Origin of the sequence: Candidimonas nitroreducens (assembly GCF_002209565.1) — a bacterium.
Taxonomy (GTDB): domain Bacteria; phylum Pseudomonadota; class Gammaproteobacteria; order Burkholderiales; family Burkholderiaceae_B; genus Candidimonas; species Candidimonas nitroreducens.
The window spans coordinates 216,055-242,470 of record NZ_NJIH01000010.1 but is presented as its reverse complement, the minus strand read 5'-3'; the positions used below and the strand labels follow the sequence as shown (position 1 = coordinate 242,470).

The 26,416-nt window shown below is 58.1% G+C and carries 22 protein-coding genes; 17 read left to right on the top strand and 5 right to left on the bottom strand.

Annotated elements, in window-relative coordinates:
• Positions 1 to 173: 173 nt before the first annotated feature.
• The 3 genes from CEY11_RS18460 to CEY11_RS18450 all read left to right on the top strand — a co-directional run bounded on the left by CEY11_RS18460 (position 174) and on the right by CEY11_RS18450 (position 2,476).
• The gene (locus CEY11_RS18460; protein ID WP_158215371.1) at positions 174 to 1,070 is read left to right on the top strand and encodes a tripartite tricarboxylate transporter substrate binding protein; all 897 of its coding nucleotides are present in this window, start codon (positions 174 to 176) and stop codon (positions 1,068 to 1,070) included.
• A gap of 152 nt (positions 1,071 to 1,222) precedes the next feature.
• Positions 1,223 to 2,074 (top strand): 4,5-DOPA-extradiol-dioxygenase, encoded by an 852-nt coding sequence (gene ygiD, locus CEY11_RS18455; protein ID WP_088604868.1) that lies wholly within the window; start codon positions 1,223 to 1,225, stop codon positions 2,072 to 2,074.
• A 114-nt stretch (positions 2,075 to 2,188) separates the two neighbouring features.
• Entirely contained in the window at positions 2,189 to 2,476 is a 288-nt protein-coding gene (locus tag CEY11_RS18450; protein WP_088604867.1) for a putative quinol monooxygenase, read from the top strand.
• Between the two features lie 30 nt (positions 2,477 to 2,506).
• Here the strand turns inward: CEY11_RS18450 and CEY11_RS18445 are convergent, their stop codons facing one another.
• The 5 genes from CEY11_RS18445 to CEY11_RS18425 all read right to left on the bottom strand — a co-directional run bounded on the left by CEY11_RS18445 (position 2,507) and on the right by CEY11_RS18425 (position 7,138).
• Positions 2,507 to 3,115, bottom strand: coding sequence for a hypothetical protein (locus CEY11_RS18445; RefSeq protein WP_088604866.1), 609 nt, complete (start codon positions 3,113 to 3,115; stop codon positions 2,507 to 2,509).
• Complete coding sequence (locus tag CEY11_RS18440; protein ID WP_456297775.1) at positions 3,106 to 3,945, bottom strand: 5'-methylthioadenosine/adenosylhomocysteine nucleosidase; 840 nt, start codon at positions 3,943 to 3,945, stop codon at positions 3,106 to 3,108. Before CEY11_RS18440 ends, CEY11_RS18445 begins: the two co-directional genes overlap by 10 nt.
• A 178-nt stretch (positions 3,946 to 4,123) precedes the next feature.
• Positions 4,124 to 5,488: an ATP-binding protein gene (locus CEY11_RS18435; RefSeq protein ID WP_088604864.1), complete on the bottom strand. Its 1,365-nt coding sequence runs from the start codon at positions 5,486 to 5,488 to the stop codon at positions 4,124 to 4,126.
• Positions 5,464 to 6,129: a response regulator transcription factor gene (locus CEY11_RS18430; RefSeq protein ID WP_088604863.1), complete on the bottom strand. Its 666-nt coding sequence runs from the start codon at positions 6,127 to 6,129 to the stop codon at positions 5,464 to 5,466. The genes CEY11_RS18435 and CEY11_RS18430 overlap by 25 nt, the downstream gene beginning before the upstream one ends.
• Before the next feature lie 325 nt (positions 6,130 to 6,454).
• Positions 6,455 to 7,138 (bottom strand): methyltransferase family protein, encoded by a 684-nt coding sequence (locus CEY11_RS18425; protein ID WP_088604862.1) that lies wholly within the window; start codon positions 7,136 to 7,138, stop codon positions 6,455 to 6,457.
• A gap of 210 nt (positions 7,139 to 7,348) precedes the next feature.
• Here CEY11_RS18425 and CEY11_RS18420 point away from each other — a divergent pair, with 210 nt between their 5' ends.
• The 14 genes from CEY11_RS18420 (at position 7,349) to CEY11_RS18350 (ending at position 26,413) form a co-directional block, all read left to right on the top strand.
• A complete protein-coding gene (locus CEY11_RS18420; RefSeq protein WP_088604861.1) occupies positions 7,349 to 8,917 on the top strand; it encodes a serine hydrolase in 1,569 nt (522 codons plus the stop codon).
• A gap of 19 nt (positions 8,918 to 8,936) precedes the next feature.
• A complete protein-coding gene (gene nudC / locus CEY11_RS18415; protein WP_088604860.1) occupies positions 8,937 to 9,893 on the top strand; it encodes an NAD(+) diphosphatase in 957 nt (318 codons plus the stop codon).
• 1,049 nt (positions 9,894 to 10,942) lie between these two features.
• Positions 10,943 to 11,713, top strand: coding sequence for an IclR family transcriptional regulator (locus tag CEY11_RS18405; RefSeq protein ID WP_088604858.1), 771 nt, complete (start codon positions 10,943 to 10,945; stop codon positions 11,711 to 11,713).
• Positions 11,714 to 12,318: 605 nt separating this feature from the next.
• Positions 12,319 to 13,755, top strand: coding sequence for an NAD-dependent succinate-semialdehyde dehydrogenase (locus CEY11_RS18400; protein ID WP_088604857.1), 1,437 nt, complete (start codon positions 12,319 to 12,321; stop codon positions 13,753 to 13,755).
• Positions 13,756 to 13,829: 74 nt separating this feature from the next.
• A complete protein-coding gene (locus CEY11_RS18395; protein ID WP_088604856.1) occupies positions 13,830 to 14,807 on the top strand; it encodes a Bug family tripartite tricarboxylate transporter substrate binding protein in 978 nt (325 codons plus the stop codon).
• 245 nt (positions 14,808 to 15,052) lie between these two features.
• A complete protein-coding gene (locus CEY11_RS18390; protein ID WP_088604855.1) occupies positions 15,053 to 15,229 on the top strand; it encodes a thiamine pyrophosphate-binding protein in 177 nt (58 codons plus the stop codon).
• Positions 15,192 to 15,524, top strand: coding sequence for a tripartite tricarboxylate transporter substrate-binding protein (locus tag CEY11_RS18385; RefSeq protein WP_158215370.1), 333 nt, complete (start codon positions 15,192 to 15,194; stop codon positions 15,522 to 15,524). Before CEY11_RS18390 ends, CEY11_RS18385 begins: the two co-directional genes overlap by 38 nt.
• Positions 15,525 to 15,686: 162 nt before the next feature.
• Positions 15,687 to 16,502 (top strand): IclR family transcriptional regulator, encoded by an 816-nt coding sequence (locus tag CEY11_RS18380; protein ID WP_088604853.1) that lies wholly within the window; start codon positions 15,687 to 15,689, stop codon positions 16,500 to 16,502.
• Positions 16,503 to 16,517: 15 nt separating this feature from the next.
• The gene (locus CEY11_RS18375; RefSeq protein WP_198958935.1) at positions 16,518 to 17,459 is read left to right on the top strand and encodes a formylglycine-generating enzyme family protein; all 942 of its coding nucleotides are present in this window, start codon (positions 16,518 to 16,520) and stop codon (positions 17,457 to 17,459) included.
• 357 nt (positions 17,460 to 17,816) lie between these two features.
• A complete protein-coding gene (locus CEY11_RS18370) occupies positions 17,817 to 19,445 on the top strand; it encodes a GMC family oxidoreductase (protein ID WP_158215369.1) in 1,629 nt (542 codons plus the stop codon).
• Positions 19,446 to 19,537: 92 nt separating this feature from the next.
• A complete protein-coding gene (locus CEY11_RS18365) occupies positions 19,538 to 21,880 on the top strand; it encodes an arylsulfatase (RefSeq protein ID WP_088604851.1) in 2,343 nt (780 codons plus the stop codon).
• Between the two features lie 477 nt (positions 21,881 to 22,357).
• A complete protein-coding gene (locus CEY11_RS18360) occupies positions 22,358 to 23,959 on the top strand; it encodes a GMC family oxidoreductase (protein ID WP_088604850.1) in 1,602 nt (533 codons plus the stop codon).
• Positions 23,960 to 24,512: 553 nt separating this feature from the next.
• Positions 24,513 to 25,682 (top strand): CaiB/BaiF CoA transferase family protein, encoded by a 1,170-nt coding sequence (locus CEY11_RS18355; protein WP_088604849.1) that lies wholly within the window; start codon positions 24,513 to 24,515, stop codon positions 25,680 to 25,682.
• Positions 25,679 to 26,413: an enoyl-CoA hydratase/isomerase family protein gene (locus CEY11_RS18350; protein WP_088604848.1), complete on the top strand. Its 735-nt coding sequence runs from the start codon at positions 25,679 to 25,681 to the stop codon at positions 26,411 to 26,413. Before CEY11_RS18355 ends, CEY11_RS18350 begins: the two co-directional genes overlap by 4 nt.
• Positions 26,414 to 26,416 lie beyond the last annotated feature (3 nt).

The following is a 26,416-nucleotide window of genomic DNA, read 5'->3' as shown; positions in this document are numbered from 1 at the left end:
GAAAGAAGTGTATGCTTGCCGCACGAGAATAAAGCTGCTTGCTCGAATTACACGTATTCCGCGCACACAATAATCAGGGGGCTTGAATGAACCACACTCGCCGCCGGCTCGGCCGGCTTGCAGCTTGCGTTGCGGCAGTATCTTTGCCGGGCCTGTCCCTGGCGCAGCCATCCATGGCATCGGCCAATAGGCCGGCCCGGCTGCTCGTCGGGTTCGCGCCAGGCGGCAGTTCCGATATTGTCGCCCGGCTCATTGCGATGAAATTGACGGAAGTCGATGGGCAGCACGTAGTGGTCGAGAACCGCGCCGGCGCCGGCGGCTCTATCGCGGCCGAAGCCGTGTCCAGATCCAAGCCCGATGGCCAGACATGGCTGATCGCGCCCAGTGGCCACGCCACACTGGCCGCCATGCGCAAGAAGCTGCCTTTCGATCCGGTAAAGGATTTCAGCTGGGTCTCCACCATCACGACCTACCCCTTGCTGATCGGTGTACGTCCCGACTCGCCCTACAAGACCTTGCAAGACGTGCTGGATGCCGCGCGCAAGAATCCGGGCAAGATCAGTTTTTCCTCTGTGGGCATGGGTACCGCCCATCACTTGCTCGGCGAATGGCTCAATGCCGCCGGCAAGGTGGAATTGCTGCATGTTCCATTCAAGGGCGACTCGCTTGCTCTTACCGAGGTCTTGGCCGGCCGCGTAGACTTGTTCATCAGCACCATGACCGCCGGGCTTGCGCAAGTCCAGTCCGGACGGATCCGCGCCATCGCGGTCAGTTCTGCGAAGCCGTTTCCGCTATTGCCGTCGGTTCCGACCATCGACAGTACCTTGCCTGGCGTGGCATACGAATCCTGGCTCGGGATTGCCGTTGCGCCGAATACGCCGCCCGCTATCGTGGATCACATCAACGCGGAACTGCGCAAAGTCCTGGCACTGCCGGATGTCAAGAAAAAGCTCGCGGATCTCGGCGGCCAGGCCTCTCCCAGCACCCCCGAACAATTTCGTGACCGCGTGGCGCGAGACATCGAAAGATTCGACGACGTCGTCAAGGTTCGGCATATAGAAAAGCAGTAAGAACAATGACCGCGTTGTCGGGCGTATCCTTTATTGCCGGGGCGGCAGCATAGCGGGGAAGGCCATGCCGGGGCGTCGCCTTCCCCTTTGCTAGGGGCGGCAGGCAGTCCTGCCGCCGGACGGCACGGCCCCATCTATCGAAGGAATCCAGCATGAGCAAAATGCCGGCTCTTTTCATCGGCCACGGAAATCCGATGAACACGCTCGAACGGAACGGCTACACCGAGGCGTGGCAGGCGTTCGGGCGGCATCTGCCCCGACCCAAGGCCTTGCTGGTTGTATCCGCCCACTGGTATTTCGGGGCCACGGCAATCACGGCGATGGCCGAGCCCCGAACCATTCACGATTTTTATGGTTTTCCCAAGGCATTGTTCGACTTCCAGTACCCGGCTCCGGGTGCTCCCGATCTTGCCCGTGAAATCGCCGAGCTGGTCAAGCCCCAGTGGGTCGGCCTGGATCGCGACCAGTGGGGCATCGACCACGGCGCCTGGTCGGTGCTGGCACATATGTACCCAGGCGCGGACATCCCGGTCTTGCAATTGTCCATCAATGCCTTCAAGCCGCTGGAATACCACCTCGGGCTAGCCGCCAGCCTGGCGCCCCTCAGGGATCGAGGGGTGATGATCGTCGCCAGCGGCAACGTCGTGCATAATCTGTGGAAGGTGCAATGGCGCCAGCCGGAACTGGCGTTCGATTGGGCCCAACGCTTCGATGATGCCGTGGTAGAGCAGCTGCGGCGGGATCCCGGCGATATCCTGCGCATGGCCGGCCACCCGGACTACAGCCTTGCCGTACCCACTCCAGATCACTTCATTCCGCTGCTTTATCTGGCCGGGCTGGCGGCGGCGGAAAACAGCGTGCCCGAGCCCTTGGTTCGTGGCTATGCCATGGGCTCGATGTCCATGACCTGTTTCGGGCTGGGGGCGGAAATGGAATTGCGCAAGGACGCCGTTTGCGCAGCGAAATTGCCCGAAGGCATACCGCCCGATCAGACGAACATGTAGGTTTCCCTTTGTGGCTAGCCCGCTCCTGGCAGTGGCCCGAGTCCTGGTGCGCCATCGTTGCAGGCGTGCTTAAATCGCGCCTTCTTTTTCTTTCTTCTGGCTTGATCGATCAACATGTTTATCATTGCAGCGACATTCACGATATATGAGGCCTGCGCCGATGAGTTCCGGCGTGCGATTCTGGAAAACGCCGCGACGTCGATGCGCGACGAAGAGGGCTGCCTGACATTCGATGTGTGCGAGGCGGCGGCCGATCCTGTGTTCTTCCTATATGAGAAGTATGCAAGCGAGGATGCATTCAAGCTTCATCTCGCGTCTGCGCATTTCCTGTCGTTCAATCGGGCTTCGCAGCCGTGGGTTCGGGAAAAGAAGGTCGAGCGGTACTCGCTCTTGAATATGTGAATCCCGTATGGGTGGCCCTTATTTTCACTGCTATTGGCCGCCCTTCATCCATCTTTCATAAGCCTCGCGTGTCACTGCGGATACGGATGCCAATACGGTCTTGTGGTTGACCTGATGCCGTAGCAGCAGCCGCGCGTCGGCGACGTTGCGGGATTTGCAATACCAGTGGCAGCTGTGTTGCAGCAGATAGAGTTCTGCCGAAAGATGGTAGGCGCGGGTCTTGGGATCCCAGCCGGCTTCATTGTCCACCACGTAGCGCAGGCCGGCGGCGTGAATCTGCAGCAGCTCCCGAAAATCGAGCGTGCGGGTCAGGTAGCGTTCGGCGTAGGGCAGGCAGAACGGGTAGCGGCTCATGCCCATGGCCTGGGGGCTTTCCTTCTGCATGGAGTCGGCCAGGGTTTTCGCCTGGGCGGCGACGTTGCGCTCGGTCGGGGCGTAGGTATCCAGTACCTGCAGCTGGCGGGACTCGTCTTGCTCGTGGATGGCGCGCAGGTAGCCCTGCGTAAGGGTTTCCATGTGGCGTTCGAGCTGCAGGTCGGCGAGATGGCTGCCCAGCAGGGCGACGCGTTCGCCCTGGTAGCGTATGCGCAGCGCTTGCCATGCGATGGCAAAGACCAACAGGATGATTGCTATATCCATGACTTGTGCTCTGCTTCACTCGAAAGATGTAATGGGCCGTCGGGACGGGATTTTCCCTGGTCGTCCAGGGCATGGCTCAGCCAGCGTCTGATGATGGCCACGCTGTAGCGCGATTCCACTTCTGTGATGAAGCGGGGAAAATCCACACCTGCCGCGTCGTCCGCCCGATCGGAAATGATGCGCACGGCCGCGAAAGGGATGCTCCACTCGTGACAGACCTGCGCTACCGCCGCGCCCTCCATCTCTACGGCCAGCGCGTCGGGCAAGGCGCTGCGCAGTGCGGTGCTTTCGGCCTCGGTCGAAACGAATCGGTCACCGCTGATGATCAGGCCGGTGTGCACGCGGGGCGCCGTCAGGCCGAATGCATGCAGCACCGTGTCGCCCACCAGGAAAGACGGATTCGCCAGCAGGGTGCGCGCGCTGGCGGCCAGCGCTTTGGCCAGCTTCGCATCCGCCTTGAACCGCGTAATGCCGGTCAAGGGGATTTCCCAGCGCGGGAATAGCGGCGACGCGTCGACATCGTGCTGTAGAAACTCGGTCGACACGACCACGTCGCCGATGGCGACCTGCGGCGCCAGGGCGCCGGCCACGCCGGTGTAGACAATGGCGCGGGCACCGAAGTGTGCTGCCAGCACGGCGGCCGTGGCCGCCGCCGCGACCTTGCCGACGCGGGACAGCACCACAACGACCTGGCTGCCGTCCAGCTCTCCGACCCAGAATTCGCGGTTGCCGATATGGACGGGCTGTCCGTCGTGCATCAGCGCGAGCAGGCCGCTTAGCTCCTGGCGCAGGGCGGCGACGATGCCGATGGGGCCTGCCGGATTTGGTATGGGGTTCACGAACATTCTCTTGTCGATCAAAAAAAACCGTCCGCGGATCGAACGGTATTTTTTTGGCGTAGCCTCTATATTAACTGCGGCGCAGCCTGGCATCCGCTCGGCGTCTTTGGCGGCCGAGCGACTATGTACGATCGTGCGGGATCATTGCGAGATCGTCATGGAAAGACGATCATGCCTGCTCCGGCCCGGGAATCGTAATGGTGATGGCGAGGCCAGTTCGAGCGGCCGAGTCCGCGAAATCGAGCTGGATGCCCGCATTGAGCCGCTCGGCAATGGCCTTGACGATTGCGAGGCCCAGGCCCGAGCCGACCTGTTCGGTGCCGAGAATCCGATGGAACGGGTCGAAGATGCGCTCCCGCTCCGTCAGCGGTATTCCCGGCCCGGTGTCCACGACCCGGATGGCGGTGCCCTGCGGGCTTGCCTCTGCGGACAGATCCACCCGGCCTCCCGCGGGAGTGTAGCGGATCGCATTGTCCACCAGATTCTTGACCATGGTGTAGAGATCCAGCTCTTTGGCCCGGACGGCCAAGTCGGGGCCGTGGAGTACGCCGAGATCGATATGTTTTGCCTTGGCGAGCGGCATCAGGTCTTCCAGCACCAGCCGGTAGATGTCTCGTATGGAAATCTCTGCATCGGCCTGGCCGGCGGCCGTTTGCGCTTTGGACAGGCTCAAGAGCTGATTCAACAGCCTGGCGGCGCGCTGGATACCGTCTTCCAGGATGTGCAGCCGCTCTCGGGCGCTGTCTGACATCGGCAGATGTTCAAGGCGCTCGGCTTGCAGGGACAAGGCGGTCAGCGGAGAACGCAGTTCGTGGGCGGCATCGGCCACAAAGCGCCGCTGGATATTGACGGCTTCGGCCACGCGGGCAAGCAGCCGGTTGATCGCCAGGACGAAGGGCCTTATTTCGGAGGGCAGGTGTGCGTCGCGCACAGGACGCAAGTCGTTTTCTGCGCGCGCATCGATTTGCCGGGAAAGCTCTGTAATGGGCCGGAATATCTTGCGGATGAGTTGGGCGATGAGGAAAAGCAGTACCGGGACGAGAATCAGAAAGGGCAGCAAGGTGTTGAGTGCGCTGCGATAGGCAGTGTCGTCGCGCGCACTGGTTTCTTGCAAGACGGCGATCTTGTCGCCTGTATGGATCGTCTTCACGAGCACGCGATACGCCCCCCGCTCCCAGTCGATGGTGTGCAATCCGTCGGCAAGCGTAGCGGGCAGTACCGGCATCTTGCCCAACGGCGTACGATGCGGTTGCGCCGATGCCGCGGCGCCGAGCGTTTGAAGGTAGACCGAAGAGTCGTTGTCCGAGTCTTTCAGCTCGGTTCCGCCGGCTGCTGGAGTCCACCTGGGGGCGCTCTGGTCGGCGAGGGCTGCAATCTGGATCAGGGCGTCGTCCTGCAGTTCTTCTGCCTGATTGAAGGCCGACACGAAAGAAAAGGCGCCTGCCGCGAGCGCGATGGCAATGACTGTTACTGACAGCGAGAACGACAGGCGATATCGGACGGATCCGTTCAGCCGCTTTTTGAGACCATCCATCCGAGCCCCCTCACGTTTTCAATGACGTTGTTGCCGAGCTTCTTGCGCAGCGAGTGGATGATGTATTCAATTGCGTTGCTTTCCACTTCTTCACCCCAGCCGTAGATATGATCTTCCAGCTTGCTGCGTGAAAGAATGGCGCCGGGCCGGGCGAGCAGGGCGCGCAGCAGGGCGAATTCGCGGGCCGTCAGGCGCACCGGCTGGCGTTGCGGCGTAGTCGCTATGTGTGTGGCGGGATCCAGCGTAACGACGCCGTTGCTCAAGATGGGCGCGCTCCGGCCTTCCTTGCGCCGCAGCACCGCGCGCATGCGCGCCAGGAGCTCTTCCATTTGGAAGGGCTTCAGTACGTAGTCGTCGGCGCCGCTGTCCAGCCCCAGCAGGCGTTCGCTCAAGGCATCGCGCGCGGTCAGGATCAGAACCGGCACCGGATCATCGTGCGCCCGGATCGCGTGCAGCACGTCGTGGCCGTCCTTGCCCGGCAGCCCCAGGTCGAGCAGGATCAGATCGTAGCGCAGAGTCCGTGCCGCCGTGTCGGCGGCGCAGCCGTCCTTGACCCAGTCTACGGCATAGCCGGCCGCTTTGAGCGCGTCCTGGACGGCTTCGCCGATCATCGGGTCGTCTTCGACCAGCAGCACCCTCAATTCAATCTCCTCCAGTCATAGCGCGGGTGCTGTGCGGGGAGTCTGGGCGTCTGCGTGCCCGGGCTCGTGCTTTGCCCGCCGCAAGATACTTGAAGTGCCGGGCCTCGCCCGAAGCCGTATCCCGGCGCCGCGGCTGGCTTTGCCCGCAAGACAGCCCGACGCAAAGCCGCGGGCGCTGAAATGCGCCCAGTGTACATCGAGGGACTTGCGACGATGAGGCGTGCGGCAGGTGGCTCGCAGATGCCGCGAACCGCGAGGGCGGCCGGTGTGTCAGGCGCCTGCCCGAAAGATTGGGCTTGCGCGATTCAGCGACAGGATTCCCGGGTCAATATAGCGAGACGTACACGTGAACCCAGCCCATCTGCTGGGCGGCCTCGATCAGCTCGAATACCGGAATTGCGAGAAAGTAGGGCAGGGCGTCGCGGATCGTCTTCCATACCCCCTGCAGATCGACAGTTATGTGCTGCGGGGATCGCCACAGCGACCATCGCGGGTAGAAACGGGGCACCTCGCGGCAATACGCATCAAAAGATGCGCCGAAAACCAGGCGCAGCAGAGTTTCTTCTTCGCCCACGATCCAGCGGAAGATCAGGTAGGCGGCGCCCGCGAGGATCAGGCCGATGATCAGGCTGCCTGTCTGCAGGCCGATGCCCAAAACCGCCAGAATGGAAAAAACATAGAGTGGATTGCGGCTGATGGAATAGGGGCCTTCAGTGACCAGATCCGATCCTTTGCGCCCGCCCACATAAAGCATGCAGGCGGCACGTCCGAGTATTGCCACGATGATGAGTGCCAGGCCGAGCCACTCCAGGCCCTGGTTTTCCATACTGGCTTCGGGCCACGCCGATCCTACCCATAGCAGAGAGCACATGGCGATGGCGGCCAGCCAGCCCAGCGCGCGGCGGCGCTTGACCTGCGAGCGCGCGAGATGTTCCCACGTGGTATGGATTTTGCTCTTCGCCTCGTCGGAGGCGGCGAAGCAGGAAGAGGGTGCCGATTGTCCGTCCACGGTTGCGTACCTTGTATCTTTGCAAAAGTGCAAAGCCTACATCCCGAAACTTAGGATAGGCTGAGGGCGCTGCGCAACCGCGATCCGCCCCATTTTTTGCGCCAAGCTCTATACTCGATTGCCCGGTATCATCCGGATGGCGGTCGAGGCCGGCCATTCTTCGGTTTCTTGAGAAAAAAAAGCGGCAGTTTCCACAAAAGGATACACATCATGTCGTTCCCTTCTTCCGGCTTGGCTGCCGGCATGGCATGCCTGGCGCTGCTATTGTCTTCCTGCGGTGGCGGCGGCGATGACTCCGACCCGCCGGCCCGGGTGCAGCAGGCGGTGGCCCAGCTGGACACCCTGGTTCCGCAATACCTGGCTCGTACCGGTGTGCCGGGCGTGGCCGTCTCCGTGGTGTATCGCGGCCAGACCCTGTATGCCCGCGGTTTCGGGGTGCGCAAACTGGGCGAAAGCGCCCTTGTTGATGAAGACACGGTTTTCCAGCTTGCCTCGGTATCCAAGTCGGTCGGCTCTACGGTAATGGCCGGGCACATGCCCGGCAGCGCGGCCGGTGGCAAGATAGACTGGGACACTCCGATCCAGCAGGTGCTGCCCTATTTCCAGTTGGCCTACCCCGACCCGTCGCTCAACCTGCAACTGACCTTGGGCGATCTGTATGCCCATCGCTCGGGCCTGCACGACCATGCCGGAGACCGTCTGGAAGACCTCGGCTACTCACGCGACGAGATCCTGCATCGCTTGCGTTGGGCCAGCGTGGGCAACCGCGGCGACTACGCTTACACCAATTTCGGCCTGACCGCCGCCGCCCAGGGCATGGCCCAGGCGGTGGGCACCGACTGGGCAACGCTGTCCGAGCAGACCCTGTACCGCCCATTAGGCATGACCCACACCAGTTCGCGCTACGCCGACTTCGCGGCGCGCGACAACCGTGCCTGGGGCCATGTGCAGATCGACGTCGATTACGACAGCTACGGCGCGCAGCCGGCCCACTATCAGGTGCAGAACCCGCCGCGCCAGCCCGATGCCCAGTCGCCTGCCGGCGGCGTCAGCTCCAGCGTGTCCGACATGGCGCTGTGGATGCAGCTGGTGCTGGACAAAGGCCGGTGGCATGGACAGGATCTGATCAGCCCTACTGCGCTGCAGGCCGCGCTGACGGCCCGGCCGGGAGGAAAGTACGGGTACGGCTTCAATGTCGGCACCGACCCGCATGGGCATCCCACTGTGTCGCACAGCGGGGCGTTCCTGCTGGGGGCGGGCACCGCCTTCATCCTGTGGCCCGAAGAGGGCCTGGGCATTACGGTGCTGACCAATGCCCAGCCGCGCGGCCTGGCCGAAGCCATTGCGCTGGCCTTTGGCGAGCAGGCCCTGGGCGATGCACCTAGCGGCGCACCCAGCCGCGATTGGCTGGATTTCACACAAAACAGCGATGCCATGCACGGCCTGTACAAGCCCGAGGGCAAATTTGCCGGCCAGACTCCCCCGGCCTCGCCCGTGCCGCCCAAGCCGCTGGTGAATTACACCGGCAGCTACACCAACACCTATTACGGCAAGGCCAGCGTAAGTCTTAACGGCGACGGCAGTGCCCTGGAACTTACGCTCGGCCCCATGCAGACGAAATATGCGCTGCGCCATTGGGATGGCGACACGTTCATCTTCGATTTGCAAGGCGAGAATGCCCCGCGCGGATCCGTTTCGGCGGTGACCTTCCAGCCGCAAGCGATGCAGATCGAATACTACGGCGGAGACGTAACCCACGGCTTGTTCACGCGCCTGTAATTGCTCATCAGGAGTCCAGATGTATCCCTTCGACCGTCCTTCTCCCATCGGTTTTAACCTGAATCCGCTGAACCGGCTGTCCGAAATACGCCACGACCAAGACTATGTCGCCGGCCTGCGGAGCGAGGAGTCGACACGTTTTTTTCTGTTCGTCGGCGAAATTCCGGTGCTGGGAGTGCGGGGGGATGCAGTTGAGCCACTGTTCACGCAGCGCCAGGTGGCCGAGTGGGGCGAGCCCTTGGCCGACATTTTCCTGGGGCAGGGCGAAGACGGCACGGCGCTGTTCGCGCTGGCGTTCGACAAGGATCGCGCCGACCGCGTGGCGGCCACCCCTGGCCTGGAAATGCTGGATCTGCGATCGATCGCCTTGCGCGGGCTGGTGCCCCCGCCGCTGCTCGGCGAATTGGGCGGTGCGAATGCCATGCTGAATTGGCACCGCCGCCACCGGTTCTGCGCCAACTGCGGCGCCCCCAGCCGGATATCGTCGGCCGGCTGGCGGCGCGACTGCGATGCCTGTGGCGCGCAACATTTCCCGCGGGTCGACCCGGTCGTGATCATGCTGGCTGTCGACGGCGACCGCTGCCTGCTGGGGCGACAGCAGCGCTTCGCGGCCGGCATGTATTCGGCGCTCGCCGGCTTCCTCGAGCCGGGCGAAACGATCGAAGCCGCGGTGCGGCGCGAGATTCACGAAGAAAGCGGAATCGCCTGTTCGGACGTCTCGTATTTCGCGTCCCAGCCCTGGCCGTTCCCATCGTCGCTCATGATAGGCTGTTTTGCCCGCGCCCTGGACACCGACATCGTCGTCGACACGACCGAGCTGGAGGATGCCCGGTGGTTCACGCGCGCCGAAGTCGCCGCCATGCTTGCCGGCACGCACCCGCAAGGGCTGTCGAGCCCCAAGCCATACGCCATCGCCTACCACCTGCTCAAGGCCTACTCCGAAGACAAACCGGGGCTCTTGCCGCCGCGGCCCTAGCGCTGTCGGCTTAGGGCCTTGCGCGCGATTTTCGGGCGGGAGGAATTGCTCGAAGACAGGGTCGGATATCTTATTGGGCATGCGGGAGTCTGACTCGGCGAGGTCGCGTCAAGTTGCGGCCATATGTAAATAAGGCGGAATCGACAGCCAATTTCCTGCGATAACAGCTCACGTACGCGCCCATGTGGCAAGAAACCCGGCGACTTTCTCTTCGTCGTGGATGAGGTGGGACGACTTGTGCCCTGAAGGGGGCGATGAAGCCCCGGCCGTCGTCATCCAGCCCGACGAGCGCCTCCTCGTCGTCGAGCACTTTGCGCAAGGAATCCAGCTCCCTAAGATTGGTGTTCTTGCGGGCATGGTTGCCCTTGGCGGTTACCAGCAGGCGCAAGGGCGTCCGGTTCTCTACATGCGACCTTAACCACAATTTTCGGCTCAACCAGTGATGACGCGCACTTGTAGATGTATGGGATTAATGGCTTAGCAGAACCGGTGCAGGCCAGGCGGCTGATGTCCCGCTCCAAGACAGTCAGGCACTCGCCGATGCGATCGAAGGTCAGAGTTTCACCATAGGACATCTGCACATCCGACATGTTTTGGTAGCCCTGTTGGAGCGCATTGAACACCGGAGCATTTGGAATCAGCCGTAGGCCTTAAGCCTGGCACAGGCCGTATTGATTGAGCCTGCTGCGATAGAAAGTCTCCTTGATGTGCAGCACGTTACGAAAGCAGTTCGGTATTGGCAAAGCCTTACATTCCACCTCTTGATCGGCTGGGCGCGCCAGGTCGTACCAATGCCGCGATAACCGATCAGCACCGATGCACGGATCCGGGCGCTGGCAGTCGGCATCGACTGGGCGGCAAGTCATTTGCATGGGTGTGCTTGACTTGTGGGCCAGACCTACCTAAAATTTTGTTCAAAATAAATAAACATAGTTCAAACTATTTGAACAAAACGGGCAATTAAGGTAGCTATCGCCCTAAGATCATCTAGCTAAGCGAGCCGACGTAGCGAAAGTGGCAAGCTATTTTTCTGAAAGGCCAGTGCCCCTATGGACAAGACATTGCTCAAAGGACTTGCCGTACTCGAGACGGTTGCCAGTATGCGGGGCGACGTACAGACCATAGACGAGCTGGCCTCGCAAATGGGCTTGACCCGCAGTAATGCGCATCGCACCTTGCAGACTCTCATTCATGCCGGCTATGTCGAACGGGACAAAGGCCGCAGCGGTTTTCACAGCACGATGAAGTTGTTTGAGTTGGGTGCCCGTTCGGTAAGAAAGTTGGATATCAGGAAGGTGGCATTGCCTTTCATGGAGCGGTTGTCGAAGGTGACTCATGAAACCTTGCATCTGTCGGTTCTGATTGACCTTGAAGTCGTATACATCGAAAAGATAGACGGTGTGCTGCCGATTCGAGCGTATACGTCGTTAGGCGGCCGTGCCCCTGCCTATGCAGTAGCGACTGGAAAAGCATTGCTAGCCGCTGCGGATGATGAGTATCTAAGCAGATTCGGCAATGAGTTTGTAGGCTACACCCCTGCCACTATCACCGACTTATCGGTACTGAAGCGAGAGTTGCGCAAAGTAATGGCCAATGGCTATGCGGTCAACCGTGGCGAATGGCGTGACGGTGTGGGAGGAGTTGCTGCTCCGGTTTTCGACGGATCGAATAAAGCTGTTGCAGCGTTGGGCATTTCCGGCCCTCTTGAGCGTCAGACCGCTGCAGCGATCAAAGAGTTTGGGCCACTGATTGCCAGGGTGGCTCTACAACTTTCCAAAGCCTTGGGCTATACCAGAGATTATGGCGGCAGCTTGATGTAATTTACCGAATTTCGAGTTTGGTCGTATCGGGCTCCACGGTGTATGCCGTGCTGCCGATTTCGGCCATGGAAGGGTGGAGATCGCTTTACTTTTCTAGTGATTAATCCCGCGTCCTTGGTGGCGTATATGTGCTCGAAGCGATTTTCGGAGCGAAGCCCTTTGCAACATGGGGCCGCTGAGCATCAATTGCCTAGGTGAACTCGAAGGTACGTTGGCACGTGATGTGGCCATGCTGTATCTATTATTGGCGTTACAAATATCTGGAGCATGCTACCTACGGCTCCATGCAAGGCCGATAAAGGGGGCTGGTGGTTGTTGTGGCGCTACCGGATTTCGGGCTGGCGCTGTTCCTGAGCGACGGCCGGCTTATGGCGTTCAGCCCCCTTCTTTGTAAGGAAGCTCTCCTACTGCGTAGGGGCGACGAGAAAAGCATTGCTAGCCACTGAAGCTAATTGCGAGACGTAGTCGAAAAGCGTTAGCGGAGCTGGGTCGATATGATTTATCTCAACATGTAGGATAAGGTTCTAATTTCTTTTGACGCATTCGAGAGACACTTCTAAAGTCACCGCAACAGTCAACTTTTACCGTCAACCGCGCTGCGTCAAATGAACTACCCGAATACCCAACTCCTCATCGCTGGCCGATTCAGAGAAGCGAAACAGGGGCGTACGTTGGAAGTGAAAAATCCTGCCACCGGTAAACCGATCGGCACTGTTGCGCACGCTAGCAGGGAAGATCTGGAAGAGGCCGTAGCGGCCTCGGTAGAGGGATTTAATACATGGTGCAGCATGCCTGCCTCAGAGCGGGGGAAGACGATGCGTCGGGCTGCACAACTATTGCGGGAACGGGCGCAAGAGACAGCCTACATGCTGACGCAGGAACAGGGCAAACCCTTGTCTGAGGCCCGAGCCGAGATCGAATTTTCGGCAGAGATCATCGATTGGTTTGCCGACGAGGCATTGCGCATCTATGGGCGCATTGTGCCGTCGAGAAACCTGTCCGCCACGCAGATGGTGGTGAAGGATCCGGTCGGGCCAGTCGCTGCGTTCACGCCATGGAATTTTCCTGTCAATCAAATTGTACGCAAAGTGGCGGCCGCACTGGCTGCCGGCTGCTCAATTCTGGTGAAAGCGCCTGAGGAAACGCCCGCATGCGCGGCAGAGCTGCTGCGTGCGTTTGTCGATGCGGGGGTGCCGCGAGGAACGGTTGGTGTCGTGTTCGGCGAACCCGCGCAGATTTCGGAGTATCTGATTGCACATCCCGCGATCCGGAAGGTCAGTTTCACGGGCTCGACCCGGGTTGGCAAACATCTGGCGTCACTGGCCGGCATGCATATGAAGCGGATATCGATGGAGCTGGGCGGTCATGCACCGGTGATCGTCGCAGAAGATGCAGACATTGCGTACGCTGCCAAGGTGATGACGGCCGCGAAGTTTCGCAATGCTGGCCAGTCGTGTACTTCACCCACCCGCTTTTTGGTTCACGAGAGCGTTAGTGAAGAGTTCGCAACATTGTTTGCTCAGCAAGCGTCCAGCTTGAAAGTCGGTTCCGGTGATGTCGAAGAAACTCAAATGGGGCCTTTGGCCAATGAGCGCCGGATCCGGGCGATGGCTGCGCTGACCGCAGACGCTGTCGATAAAGGGGCGCAGGTTATTGCGGGCGGCTCGGCATTGGATAGAGAGGGGTATTTCTGGCAACCGACAGTGCTTGCCGCAGTGCCGACCCACAGCCGGATCTTCAATGACGAGCCATTTGGGCCGATAGCGCCGATACGAAGCTTCCGCACAATGGATGAAGCGATCGCGGAGGCCAATCGGCTTGCATACGGCCTTGCTGGCTATGCATTTACACGTTCGATCGAGAACGCCCACAAGCTAGCCCAAAGGGTCACGGTCGGGATGTTGTGGATCAATCAGGCATCGGCTCCGTGGCCGGAAGTCCCTTTCGTGGGCATCGGCGACTCGGGTTATGGTGCCGAAGGCGGCCCTGAAGCCCTCGATGCATATACCAATACTCGGCTTGTTTCAATAATGAGCATCTAATGATCTCAAAGATGGTAGTCACGCGTTTTTGCGATGGCCCTTTGTGCTTTCACGGCTGATATATAGGAGACAACATGAAAAGTCATTTCACGCGCTGCCTCGTTGCAGCGGCACTCATTACTGGCACAGTCAATGTCGCCAATGCTGAAAATTATCCGGATCCCCGCCAGACGCTAAATATTATAGTTCCCTTCGGATCAGGTGGTGTTTCTGATGCTATTGCCAGAATATTGGCGGAGAAGTTCAAAGCAGTATGGGGTACTTCCGCCGTAGTACAGAACAAGCCGGGCGGGGAATTCATGGTGGGTGCGGCGGCGCTCGCCAACGCTAAGAAGGACGGTTATACAATGGGGATCATAACCATGGGGCTCGTCCAGAACCAGATCATCAAGCCTCAGCAGCCCGTAAATCCCTTCAAGGCATTTTCTCCCATTGGCATGATTGCCAAGACGCCGCTGGTTCTGGTGGTAAGCAAGAATTCGCCCTACAAAACCTTCAAAGAGCTGCAGCAGGTATCAGCCAAGAATCCAGGATCGTTACAGTTCAGTTCGTGCTGCACTGCAATGTGGTTTTCTATCGAGATGCTCAAGCATAACGCTGGCTTGGCGGGGCAGCATATTCCTTATAAGGGAAGCGCTCCGTCCGTAACAGCGGTTGCGTCTGGGGAAACTGCTTATACGGTGGATACACCGCTCGCGACTCAGCCATTTTTGGGTAAAGGCGGAAAATTGCATGCGCTTGCTGTTCTGTCGCGTCAACGCCTACCGTCTCTTCCAGATGTTCCGGATCTTGGCGAGGTTGGTGTCTCTGGTAAATGGGAACTCAATACTTGGTATGCGCTCGCATTTCCCGCCAATACGCCCGTTGCGATTATTGACAAGGCAAATGCCGCGCTGAACAAGATACTTGCGATGCCCGATGTGCAACAGCAGTTTGCACACTTCGTCATCCAACCTGACCCGATGACGCCTGCACAGGTGTCCAAACAGATGCATTCTGATTATGACTGGTACTCGGACTTAATAAAACAGAATCATCTGCATTTGTTCTAGCGATTTCCCGCTAGATGGCGGGCAAGGCGGCTCGGATTTTCAGGCTGGGTAATCGACCAACCGGCCAAAGGCCGGCCTACGTAGCCAATTTGTGAGGAATTTTTATTCTGTCGTGCTTCTCCGCCGGGGGAAATGACTATGTGCACGGCTTGTCGCCAACTGTGACGAGCCATATCCGGCCAAGTGGATGCTGCGAAGATGGCACCTGACGAACCCTTGTTCAAGTGGCGCATGAAGGTTAGACGATGACTCAGGTAACTTTGCAAGATGGTATTTTGAGTGGGACGACTGCTCAGATTCTGTTGCGGACGCTGGTGGACAATGGCGTTCGCGACGTGTTTGCCCTGCCAGGTATTCAGAACAGCGATCTCTTCGATGCGCTTTATGATGCAAAAGGCCTGCGCACTATCTCTGACCAGTGACAAGAAAAATCCCTACGCACCTAACGTGCGGGCTTTTATCGAACAAGGCTACAAAAACATGATTCACAAAGGCTATTACGCCTTTTTCGCGCCGGTACGTATGGCCCGAGAAATCGTGGTGGCTCTCTGTACTGCTTTGGTTGTTGCGCTTAAGGACAAAGAGATCCTTGCCGGGCTTGCTCAATCGGGAATGAGCGCCATGAGTACTTCACCGCAGGAGGCTGCCCGACTATTGAAGCAGGACAGGGCAAAATGGCAGGCGATCGTCAAACAGGTCGGTTATGTGGCGACATAGGAAAGAGTGTTCGATGGGGATGAGGTAGAGTTCGTTCGAGTTGGTTTCGAGCTTGAGTATTTTGAGAGCATTGACACTGAATAACGTGTTCAAATAGAATGAACAGAATTCCTAATTTATGAACAAATAAGACGCTACTTCTTTCAAGGAAGGCCGAAACGCATGCCGCAAAATGGGAAAGCATTGCTGGAAGCGAATACGGGCAACGAGCTCTCCGGCTCACTGCTCAAAGGCTTCGCCATACTCGAGTTGCTGGCTCATAGGGATGAGCCTTTGGGTGTGACCGAGATTGCCAGGCATCTGGGCATACCCAAGAGCGGGATCCATCGGGTGTTGCAAGTTATGTGCGGCGCTGGCTGGCTAAAACAGACGGAACATGGGTTGTATGACTGCAGTCTGAAGCTATGGGAGCTCGGGCAGCGTATTGCCGACCGCATAGATCTGCGCAGGATAGCTGCTGCCCTGATGCGGGACTTGGCCCAGCGAACTCAGGAAACCGTGCATCTATCGGTTCTCGATAACAACGAAGTCCTATATCTCGATAAGCTCGACAGCTCGCAAGCTATTCGTGCCTATACGCGGGTGGGTGGCCGGGCTCCTGCCTATTGTGTTGCAACAGGTCGGGCAATGCTGGCTTATGCCGATGCGGCGACAGTGGCTGCGGCAACGCATCACATGGAAACATTCACGGCATTGACAGTCAAATCAAGGCGGGCTCTTGATAAAGAACTGGCGCGCGTGCGCCACCAGGGCTATGCCATCAATCGTGGCGAGTGGCGCGGGGGAGTGCGTGGTCTGGCTGCTCCGGTTTTTGACAGCCGTGGGGATGTTGTCGCCGCGATAGGCATCGCCGGCCCTGGAGAGCGACTGACCGACACCACGATGCAGTCTATGGCACCCATGGTGGTAGGTGCTGCCAGAAGCCTTTCGGGCGAATTGGGTTACGCGCCGCACTTGATCGCGCCCGTCCGCGATTGAAATATCGAGATAGTGATGAAGATGGCCTCGACTGATGGCATGCAATGGATCGCTCCCGGCTCTTTCATGATGGGCAGCGAGCATCACCACCCGGAAGAAGCTCCAGTGCGGCGCGTGCAAGTGGATGGTTTCTGGATGGATCACTCGCCGGTCACGAATCTTCAATTCGCCGAGTTCGTGCGAGCTACGGGTTACGTAACCTTGGCGGAGCAGGGCATGGATCCACGGCAATATCCGGGCATTGATTCCAAGCTGCTCGTACCCGGTTCGTTGACCTTCCGGCCACCCCGAGATCCGGTTTCACTGGAAAATCCCTATACCTGGTGGCGTTTCACTCCAGGGGCGTGCTGGCGCGATCCTGATGGAGAAGGCACCTCGATCGAAGGGTTGAAAGCACATCCCGTAGTCCATGTGGCGTACGAAGATGCCCTGGCGTATGCGGACTGGGCCGGCAAAGATCTGCCTACCGAAGCGGAATGGGAGTTTGCCGCCCGCGGAGGGCTGGAGGCAGCCGTCTATGTGTGGGGGAACGACTTTATGGTTGACGGCCGCTACATGGCAAACACTTGGCAAGGCGAATTCCCTTCTCAGAATCTTGCCCTGGATGGCTACGAGCGGACTTCGCCTGTGGGCAGCTATCCGCCCAACGGTTATGGGCTCGTCGATATGGCGGGAAACGTATGGGAGTGGACACGGGACTGGTACGTCGAGCAGCCTCGCTCTGAGTCCAAGCGTTGCTGTACGTCTGTCAACCCACGCGGGCCGAGCCGGCCGGACAGCTACGACCCGAGTCAGCCTCTCATCCAGATTCCGCGCAAGGTTCTGAAGGGAGGGTCATTCTTGTGTGCACCGTCCTACTGCGACCGTTACCGGCCTTCCGCGCGACAGCCTCAAATGATCGATACGGGAGCCTGCCATATTGGGTTCCGTTGCATTGTCCGCGCGACGTTAGCCTGAGCCGGCGTGGGGGCGGGTTGGAGCCCCCCAATGGCGTGGACTGTTGGCGATATGCCAAGTTGACGATACTGGGTAGGCGATGGTCAATTTCCTAAATATTAAAACGTCGTTCAATTTATTTTTGACCTTGGCCCGGGCATGCCGTAGATTGAGTCCTGATACCGGGCCGTCATCAATGTTTCGGCTGTTTCTGATTTCGTGTTTCGCGGTGTCTTATCGATTGTGCCCCTGATCGGGCACAAGCCGGGGCACGGAGAGGGAACGACCCATCCTCTCCGCCCTGCGTCCCTGCGGGAAGGATTGATGAGGCCCGGTTCATCATTCATTCCCTTATTGTCTCGACAGATACTGCCCAATATGAACTCACAGGTAGAAAAATACGACTACGTCATAATTGGCTCCGGGTCGGCCGGCAGCGTATTGGCCGCGAGGCTTTCGGAAAATGCTGGCGTCAAAGTTCTGCTGTTGGAGGCAGGCAAGCCGGACACTAGTCCATTCGTGCGCATTCCTCTAGGAGTCGGCAAGTTGTTGAACGACGACCGCTATGTATGGCGGGCTGAAACGTTGCCGCAAAAGAATCTGTACGACAACAAGATCTACTGGCCCAGCGGGAAAATGCTAGGTGGATCGAGCTCCGTCAACGGCATGCTCGCCGTGCGTGGACACCCCAAGCGCTTCGATGAATGGCGAGAGGCGAATTGCCCTGGCTGGGGTTTTGACGACGTGCTTCCGGCTTTTATGAGGCTCGAAACGTATAAGGAAGGCAATCCGGCATTTCGCGGCAAATCGGGGCCCGTCACTATCGTCAAGTCGCGTCCGAACCCGCTTTCGGCGGCGTTTGTCTCTGCTTGCGGCCAGACTGGCATTCCGCTCGTGGACGATTACAACGATCTGGTGGCGGAAGGGGCGTCCCAGATGCAGATGAATCTGCATGACGGCAGACGCTGCAATACTTCGTTTGCCTATCTGAAGCCGGCCCGGCGCCGCCACAATCTGAAAATCGTCACGGGGGTGTTTGCCAGGCGCATCCTGTTTGAGGGCATGCGCGCTGTCGGCGTCGAATATATCGCGCCAGATGGAGTGACGAAAAGTGCAGGAGCGTCTGCGGAGGTATTGTTGTGCGCCGGCGCCACCCGGTCTCCACAGCTCCTGGAATTGTCGGGTATTGGGGACGCCACGCGCTTGCGCGAGTTGGGAGTGCCGATAGTGCATCATAATCCGCACGTGGGAGAGCATCTGCAGGATCACGTCATGCCACGCCTGAACTACGAGTGCGTCGAACCTTATACGGTCAATGATCTGCTGAGAAGCCGGCTTCGCATGGGTAGGGAGTTGCTGCGCTACTTTTTTTCCCATCAGGGCCTTTTCGCCACGACCGGAATTGCCGGAACGGCCTTCGTTCGAACGCGTGCGGGGCTTGCTTATCCGGATGCCAGGCTGCAGGTTGGCTTAACCAGCGGTACCGCCAGGTTGGCGACCAGCATCAAGACCGGAATCGACGATTTTTCCGGTTTTCATATCGGCGGGTATTTTCTGTATCCGGAGTCCCGCGGCAGCATACACGCCATTTCGAAAGACCCGCGGCAGTCGCCGAGCATCCAGCCGAATTATCTGAGTCATCCGGTCGATCAGGAAGTGACGGTGCGCTTGATGAAGATGCTGCGCAAGATCGCCGAGCAGCCGGCAATGTCGACCCTCATCAAACGAGCAACGCGCCCGCCTCTCGGGGCCGATGGCGACGAGGAGTTGTTGGACTACGCCCGCAAGACGAGCAGCACCTGTTGGCATCCGATTGCGACCTGCCGTATGGGTGCTGAAGTAGATTCGGTGGTGGATTCGAGAATGCGGGTATATGGCGTAAGCGGCTTGCGCGTAGCGGATGCATCCATCATGCCGTTTCAGGTTTCCAGCAATACCAATATTCCGACAATCATGCTGGGTGAGCGCGCCGCGGAATTCGTTAAACAGGATATTGCCCGGTATTGAGGGTGATGAGAAATGAGCGTAGATATTACCGGTACGGGTCTTGCGAGCCTCTATGTCGATCAGTAGCCGGAATTGTATGCAAGGAGATAGCAATGAAGAATCGCGACGAGCTTCCGCCCAAAGACCCCGAATTCGAGGGCAAGATTGGTAAGACTTATGCGGATTCCGTTCCCGATTTTCCCAAACCGGTTCAGCCACCTGCCGGGGCGCCGAATGTCGTGCTGGTCTTGTTGGATGACGTCGGGTTTGGCCACCCGAGCACCTTCGGCGGGCCCGTGAGCATGCCGACGCTGGATCGGCTTGCCCGGCGAGGCCTGAAATATAATCGCTTTCATACCACAGCCATGTGCACCCCCACGCGGGCTGCGGTGCTGACCGGCCGCAATCATCACAACGTCGCCAGTGGCTCGATTGCCAATCTTGCAACGGGGTTCCCGGGATATAACGGAATCTGGCCTCGCGATTCCGCCTGCGTTGCGCAAATTCTGCGATCCAACGGATACAGTACCGGCGCCTTCGGAAAGTGGCACAACACGCCGGAGTGGGAGACTAGCCCAGTGGGCCCTTTCGATCGCTGGCCTACCGGTATGGGGTTCGAATATTTCTATGGTTTTCTTGGTGCCGATTGCAACCAGTGGGATCCTCCCATCATAGAAAATACTCGCCCTGTTATACGCCGCGAGACGAAAAAAAAGGATCTGCATCTCGACGAGGATCTGGCAGATCACGCAATCGACTGGATTCGCATGCATCGTGCCGTGGATCCCAGCCGCCCGTTTTTCCTGTATTTTGCGCCCGGCACGGCACACTCGCCCCATCATGCCCCCAAGGAATGGATAGACAAGTATCGGGGCTGTTTCGATCACGGTTGGGATAGTCAGCGCGAGCAAACCTTCGCCCGGCAGCGTGAGTTAGGCATTATTCCTGCTCATGCCGAGTTGACGCCGCGCCCACCCGAAATTCCGGCTTGGTCTGAGGCGACAGATGATGAGAAAAAGCTCGGCGCGCGGTTGATGGAAGCCTTTGCTGGCGCGCTATCCCATTGTGATCATCAAATCGGCCGAGTGATGGAAGAGCTCGCAGCCCAGGGGATTGATGACGACACCCTGGTCATTTTTATTGCCGGCGACAACGGCCCCAGTGCCGAAGGTACGTTGCAGGGGCAGATCAACAAGTGGGGCAACCTGAACGGCGCACCCCAGACACTTGCCCAGATGCTCGAGCGCATCGACGATATAGGCGGCCCGATGAGCTATACGAATTACCCGGTAGGATGGGCCTGGGCCGGATCCGCGCCGATGCAATGGGTCAAGCAGATCGCATCGCACTTCGGAGGTACGCGCAACGGGGTGGTAGTTTCATGGCCCAGAAAAATCGCCGACCGCGGCACGCTGCGCGAACAGTTCCATCATTGCATCGACATTGTCCCCACCATCCTGGAGGCGACGGGAATTCCCGCTCCAGCATCGGTCAACGGCATCGAGCAAGCGGGAATTGAAGGCGTTTCAATGATGTATTCCTTCGACAAATCCGATGCGCCATCCACGCGTCGCACACAATATTTTGAATTGTTTGGCCATCGCGCCATCTATCATGAAGGTTGGGTCGCCGGGGTGAGGCATCGGGGACGTTTGCCATGGCAGATTGCCGGCGGTGGCTCGACTGGCGATTTTGACTCGGATCCATGGGAGCTGTACCACGTCGACATCGATTTTTCCCAGGCGCGTGATCTGGCCGCAACTCACCCCGAGAAGCTTCGGGAGTTGCAGCTGCTCTGGTGGGAGCAGGCGCAGCGTGGCAAGGTTCTGCCGCTGGACGATCGATATGGGGAGCGCTACCACCAGGGGCCGTCGCCTTCAGAAGGCCGTACGCATTTTGTGTATCAATCGGGTGTATTCGGTATCCCCGAAGGAAGCGCGCCCAATCTCAAGGGGCGCTCGCACAGGATTACCGCAGACCTCACGATTCCGGTGGAAGGCCCAGAAGGTATGCTGGTTACCGCCGGTGGGCGATTTGGCGGTTATGGCATGTATGTACGAAAGGGGCATCTCCATTATGTCCATAATCTTAGCGGGGAGGAGCGTTACACCGTTGTGTCGACTGTTCCCGTTCCTGCTGGCCGCACCGAGATCACAATGACGTTTACCGTCGACCAGAAAAAACTGGGGTCGGGGGGACATGTGCAATTTACGTTCAATGGGGTTGAGGCCGGAGGCGGCTATGTGCCGCGAACCGTGCCCATTCAGTATTCGTATACCGAGACTTTCGATGTCGGATTGGATACCGGTACTCCCATCGACGAGACCTACAGTTGCCCATTCCCGTTCACTGGGCAGATTCACCGGTTGACAGTAGATGTGCTTGACGATTTGAGCGCCGCCGATCGAGCGGAAGAGGAGCGTTTGGTCAGCCAGGCAAGACACGACAATGAGTAAGCCTATGGCCTGCGCATGCTCGCGGGTGGCAGCCTGTGATGCTGCGGACGGCCGTGCGGCAAAGCTGTCGGGAAAATTATTGCTGTTTGCCGCGACGAAACCAAGTCTTGGATCGTGAGTATCCTGGCTATCAAGAGTAGTTGTAATCTGACTTAAAGCCGACGCACCACAGTCGCTCTGTGGATGCGTTGGCGATAATCATCTCGGTGGCTTTCTCTGCGATTTCTTGAGCGACCTTCATGGCGGCGAAGTGTGCCTCAATCCTCCGGATGAACGTGGCGGCTCATCTCAAAATTTAAATTGGTCGCATGAAAAAGTGAGCATCTTGTTTGGCAAATACCGCTCGCCTGCAATAGGTATTTTGTATTCAAGTATATAGATAGATAAAGTGCTGGATTATAGCGATTGCCTATTCGTTTCTATTTTATAGCGTTCCCGTAGTATAGGTTTCCGTTCCTTGGCAAGGGTTGGTGCAATATGAAGTACGATTACATTATTGTTGGTGCCGGCACTGCCGGATGTGTCTTGGCGAATCGGCTCACAACGTCAGGCTCTCATACCGTTCTATTGCTTGAAGCCGGGCCGGAGGATCGTAACCCATGGATCCATATACCAATAGGATATGGCAAAACGGTTTATGACCCTGCCGTCGCAAGGCAATTTCAAACTGAGCCAGAGGCTAGCTTGAACGGCCGAGCAATGATTTGGCCTCGTGGCGTATGTATAGGCGGCTCAAGCTCTATCAATGGCATGGTGGTTATCCGAGGACAACAGGCTGACTATGATGGCTGGGCCGATGCGGGTGCAGAGGGTTGGTCATGGCAAGAGGTTCTACCGTACTTCAAAAAATTGGAACACAATACACGGGGGGATTCGGCATACCACAGCGGTAGCGGGCCGCTTTGGGCTTCCGATATGCCAAAGAAGGGCGAATTGATGGAGGCCATATTCCGCGGTGCCGAAGAGTTGGGGGTTCAGAGGAATGCTGATTTTAATGGTGCGGAACAAGTTGGCAGTGGCTATTATCAATTCTTTATCAAGCATGCGAAACGGTGCAGCGCTGCGGTTGCGTATTTGCGGCCCGCACGCAAAAGGCCGAACTTAACGGTTTTGACTGGAGCGTTTGCAACGCGGCTCCGCATCACAGGAAATCGGAAGGCAAGCGCTGTTTATTTCACTCACAACGGTGCCACGGTGGAGGCAGAGGCCACGAAAGAAATCATCCTGGCGGCAGGCTCTCTACAAAGCCCGCAATTGTTACAGCTATCAGGGATCGGGCCGACGGAATTGCTTCAACAGCATGGAATCCCGGTGATTGCTGACTTGCCAGGTGTTGGCCGCAATCTACAAGATCATTTGCAGGTTCCAGTATCGTACAAATTGACGAAGCGAATCACGCTTAATGATGATCTGAATAGCCTTTGGCGTAAATCAAAAATCGGATTGCAATATCTGATAAATAAAAGCGGGCCACTGGCAACACCGGTTTCGACGGCCGGCCTATTCACGCGTGTCTTGCCGTCTGGTAACCGACCAGACATTCAGTTCCATTTCTCGAAGATTGTGGCGCAATCAATTCGATATAAGCCATATGGGTGGCCTGGCGCTACTTTTTCAGTATGTCAGCTAAGGCCGAAATCACGTGGATATCTCGAAATACAAAGTGCCGACCCCCATCAACAGCCAAAGATCAAGCCGAATTATCTCACTGACGAATGCGACCAACAGTGCGCAATACTCGCGTTGCGATTCGCACGCAGGCTGGGTCAGACGCGTGCTCTAAAAGATTATGTCGAGGCTGAGTTCAAACCTGGTGGGTCAATAACGACGGATGCCGAACTTCTAGACTACGCGCGCGGCGCGGGAAGCACTATATTCCATCCTACGGGCACGTGCAAAATGGGAGAGGGAAAAAATGCGGTGGTCGATACACATCTCAAGGTACATGGTATAGCAAATTTGCGGGTAGTCGATTGCTCTATTATGCCGACTCTTATAAGTGGTAATACTAATGCGCCGACGGCAATGATTGCTGAAAGAGCGGCTGACTGGATTTTACTTGACGCGAAATATAAGTAATAGCGTTTGTGATGTGGCCTCATTCTAAATATATGAATTCATGGGCTCCGCCTACAATAAAAAAGTAGAGACCCATGCCGTGTATTGGAAATGCATTGACGGCCGCGGGTAGCAGTAACGAGTTTCGGGGCTGCCTGCTCAAGGGCTTCGCCATACTCGAGCTACTGGCTCACGAAGGTGTGCCCCTGGCTTGGCAACTGCGAAGTCCTATACCTGAATAAGCTCGATAGTTCCCATGCCATTCGAACCTGTACGCGAATAGGCGGTCGCGCTCCTGCCTATTGCATTCCAACGGGTTGCGCGATGCGGGCTTACGCCGGCGATGAGACCGTGACTGCGTCTACGAGGGAACTTTACCTGATCGATGCTTCTGGCTCATGTCGCGTGTGTGTTTCATAGTTCCTAAATATTGACACATGGTTCAAATTAATTTTGACCTGCGCGATAGCCATGCTTTAGATTGTGCTGGATGCTGATCCGCATACAGGACTTGCAGTTATTGATCGCGTGAAGTCGAAGCGATGCAATTATTTCGAAATAGGAAGAAACAGTGATGTCACAGCAATTGCCGCTGACGGGAGTCAGAGTCATTGAAGTCTGCAATGTCGCCGCAGGCCCGTTCAGTGGGATGCTGCTTGCCGACATGGGCGCAGATGTGATCAAGGTAGAAAACCCCGATGGCGGGGACACGTTACGTAGCTGGCCGCCCATCACGCAGGGATATAGCGAAAATTTCGCATCCCTTAACCGCGGCAAGCGCTCGGTGACGCTGAACCTGAAAGCCTCCGCCGATTTAGCGCTTTTGATCGAGCTGGTCAGAGATGCAGATGTGCTCATCGAGAACAACCGGCCAGGGGTCATGGAGCGTCTGGGCGCTGGCTATGACGCCATGTCGAAAGTTAATTCCAGGCTGCTCTATTGCTCAATCTCAGCATACGGCCAGGCCGGGCCGCGCAAGAATGAGGGAGGCTTCGACCTCACCATTCAGGCGATGAGCGGCCTCATGAGTGTTACCGGGGAGCCTGGTGGGGCTCCAGTCAAGTGCGGTGTTCCGGTATCGGACTTTGCCGCAGGCTTGTATGGGGCGTTCTCGATCGCAGCGGCGCTCAGGGCGGTCGCGTCGAGCGGACAAGGGATGCACATCGATGTATCGATGCTCGGTGCGACCCTGGGTATTGCGGCACTGCAGAGTTCGGAGTATTTCGGCAGCGGAAAGGATCCCAGGCCGTTGGGTTCGGCGCATCCGCGCAATGCTCCATATCAGGTATTTCGCTGTAAGAATGGCTATTTCGGCATGGCCGCGGGCAACAACGCGCTATGGCGCTCCGTCTGCGACGTGGTTGGCCGCCCCGATTTATTGGAGGATGAGCGGTTTGTTTCCCCTTCCAGCCGGGCGGCCAACCAGGACGCTTTACTTGGAATCCTGGAAGAAGAGTTCCGGCGCGCCGACATTGCGGCCTGGTTGCATCGCTTCAGCCAGGCCGGGGTTCCGTGCGCGCCGATCAATTCTTATTCGCAAGTGCTGCAGGATCCACAAGTGGCATATATGGGATGGGTTCAGCCGTTAGAGCTGCCCAATGGTGTTCAGACTAAAACTTTTGGGCCACCGATCAGGTTTTCGTCCCAGACTTTGCCGGTGCGCCATCGTCCGCCGGCCCTTGGGGAACACAATGCGCAGGTTCTGGAGCCTTTGCGGGCCGCGGTGCGAAGGGCGTCGGCATGAGTCAGGAACTGGAAGTGCAATCCCAAGAGGGGGTTTGGACATTCACGCTGAATCGTCCGGCCAAGCTTAATGCCCTGAATGCCTCGCTGGTTGATGCGCTGCTGCAGGCGGTGGGTGAGGCGCACGAGCACGGGGCGAAGTTGCTGGTGTTTCGTGGGGAAGGGAAAAGCTTCAGCGCTGGTTTCGATCTCTCCGAATTGGGTGCTCAGAGCGAAGGCGATCTGGTGTTGCGCTTTACCCGCATTGAAATGCTGCTGCAGGCCGTGGCCGATTCGCCGGCGCAGACATTGGCGCTCGCCCATGGAAAAGTATTTGGCGCCGGCGTAGATCTGTTCGCCAGTTGCCGCCACCGCGTGGCGACCGGCGATGCGGTATTCAGGATGCCGGGCCTGAAGTTCGGGCTTGTGCTTGGAACACGCAGGTTTGGCAACATAGTTGGCGCAGCCGGGGCTCGTGAAATACTCGAGCGCACCAGTAGCTTCGGCACTCAACAGGCACTCAACATGCAGTTCATTACCGATATTGTTCCGGTGGAACAATGGGGTGAGATTGTATCGACCCTGAGTGCTTCGGCGCAGGCGCTCGATAACATTACTCGGGCCGCTCTGTATCGTGTACTCGGGCAATCGGATGGCGACCGCGACCTTGCGGCTTTGGTGAGATCGGCGGCGCGGCCGGGATTGAAAGAGCGCTTGAGACGGTACCTCGACAATCAGCGTTCAGCCTCTTGAGGA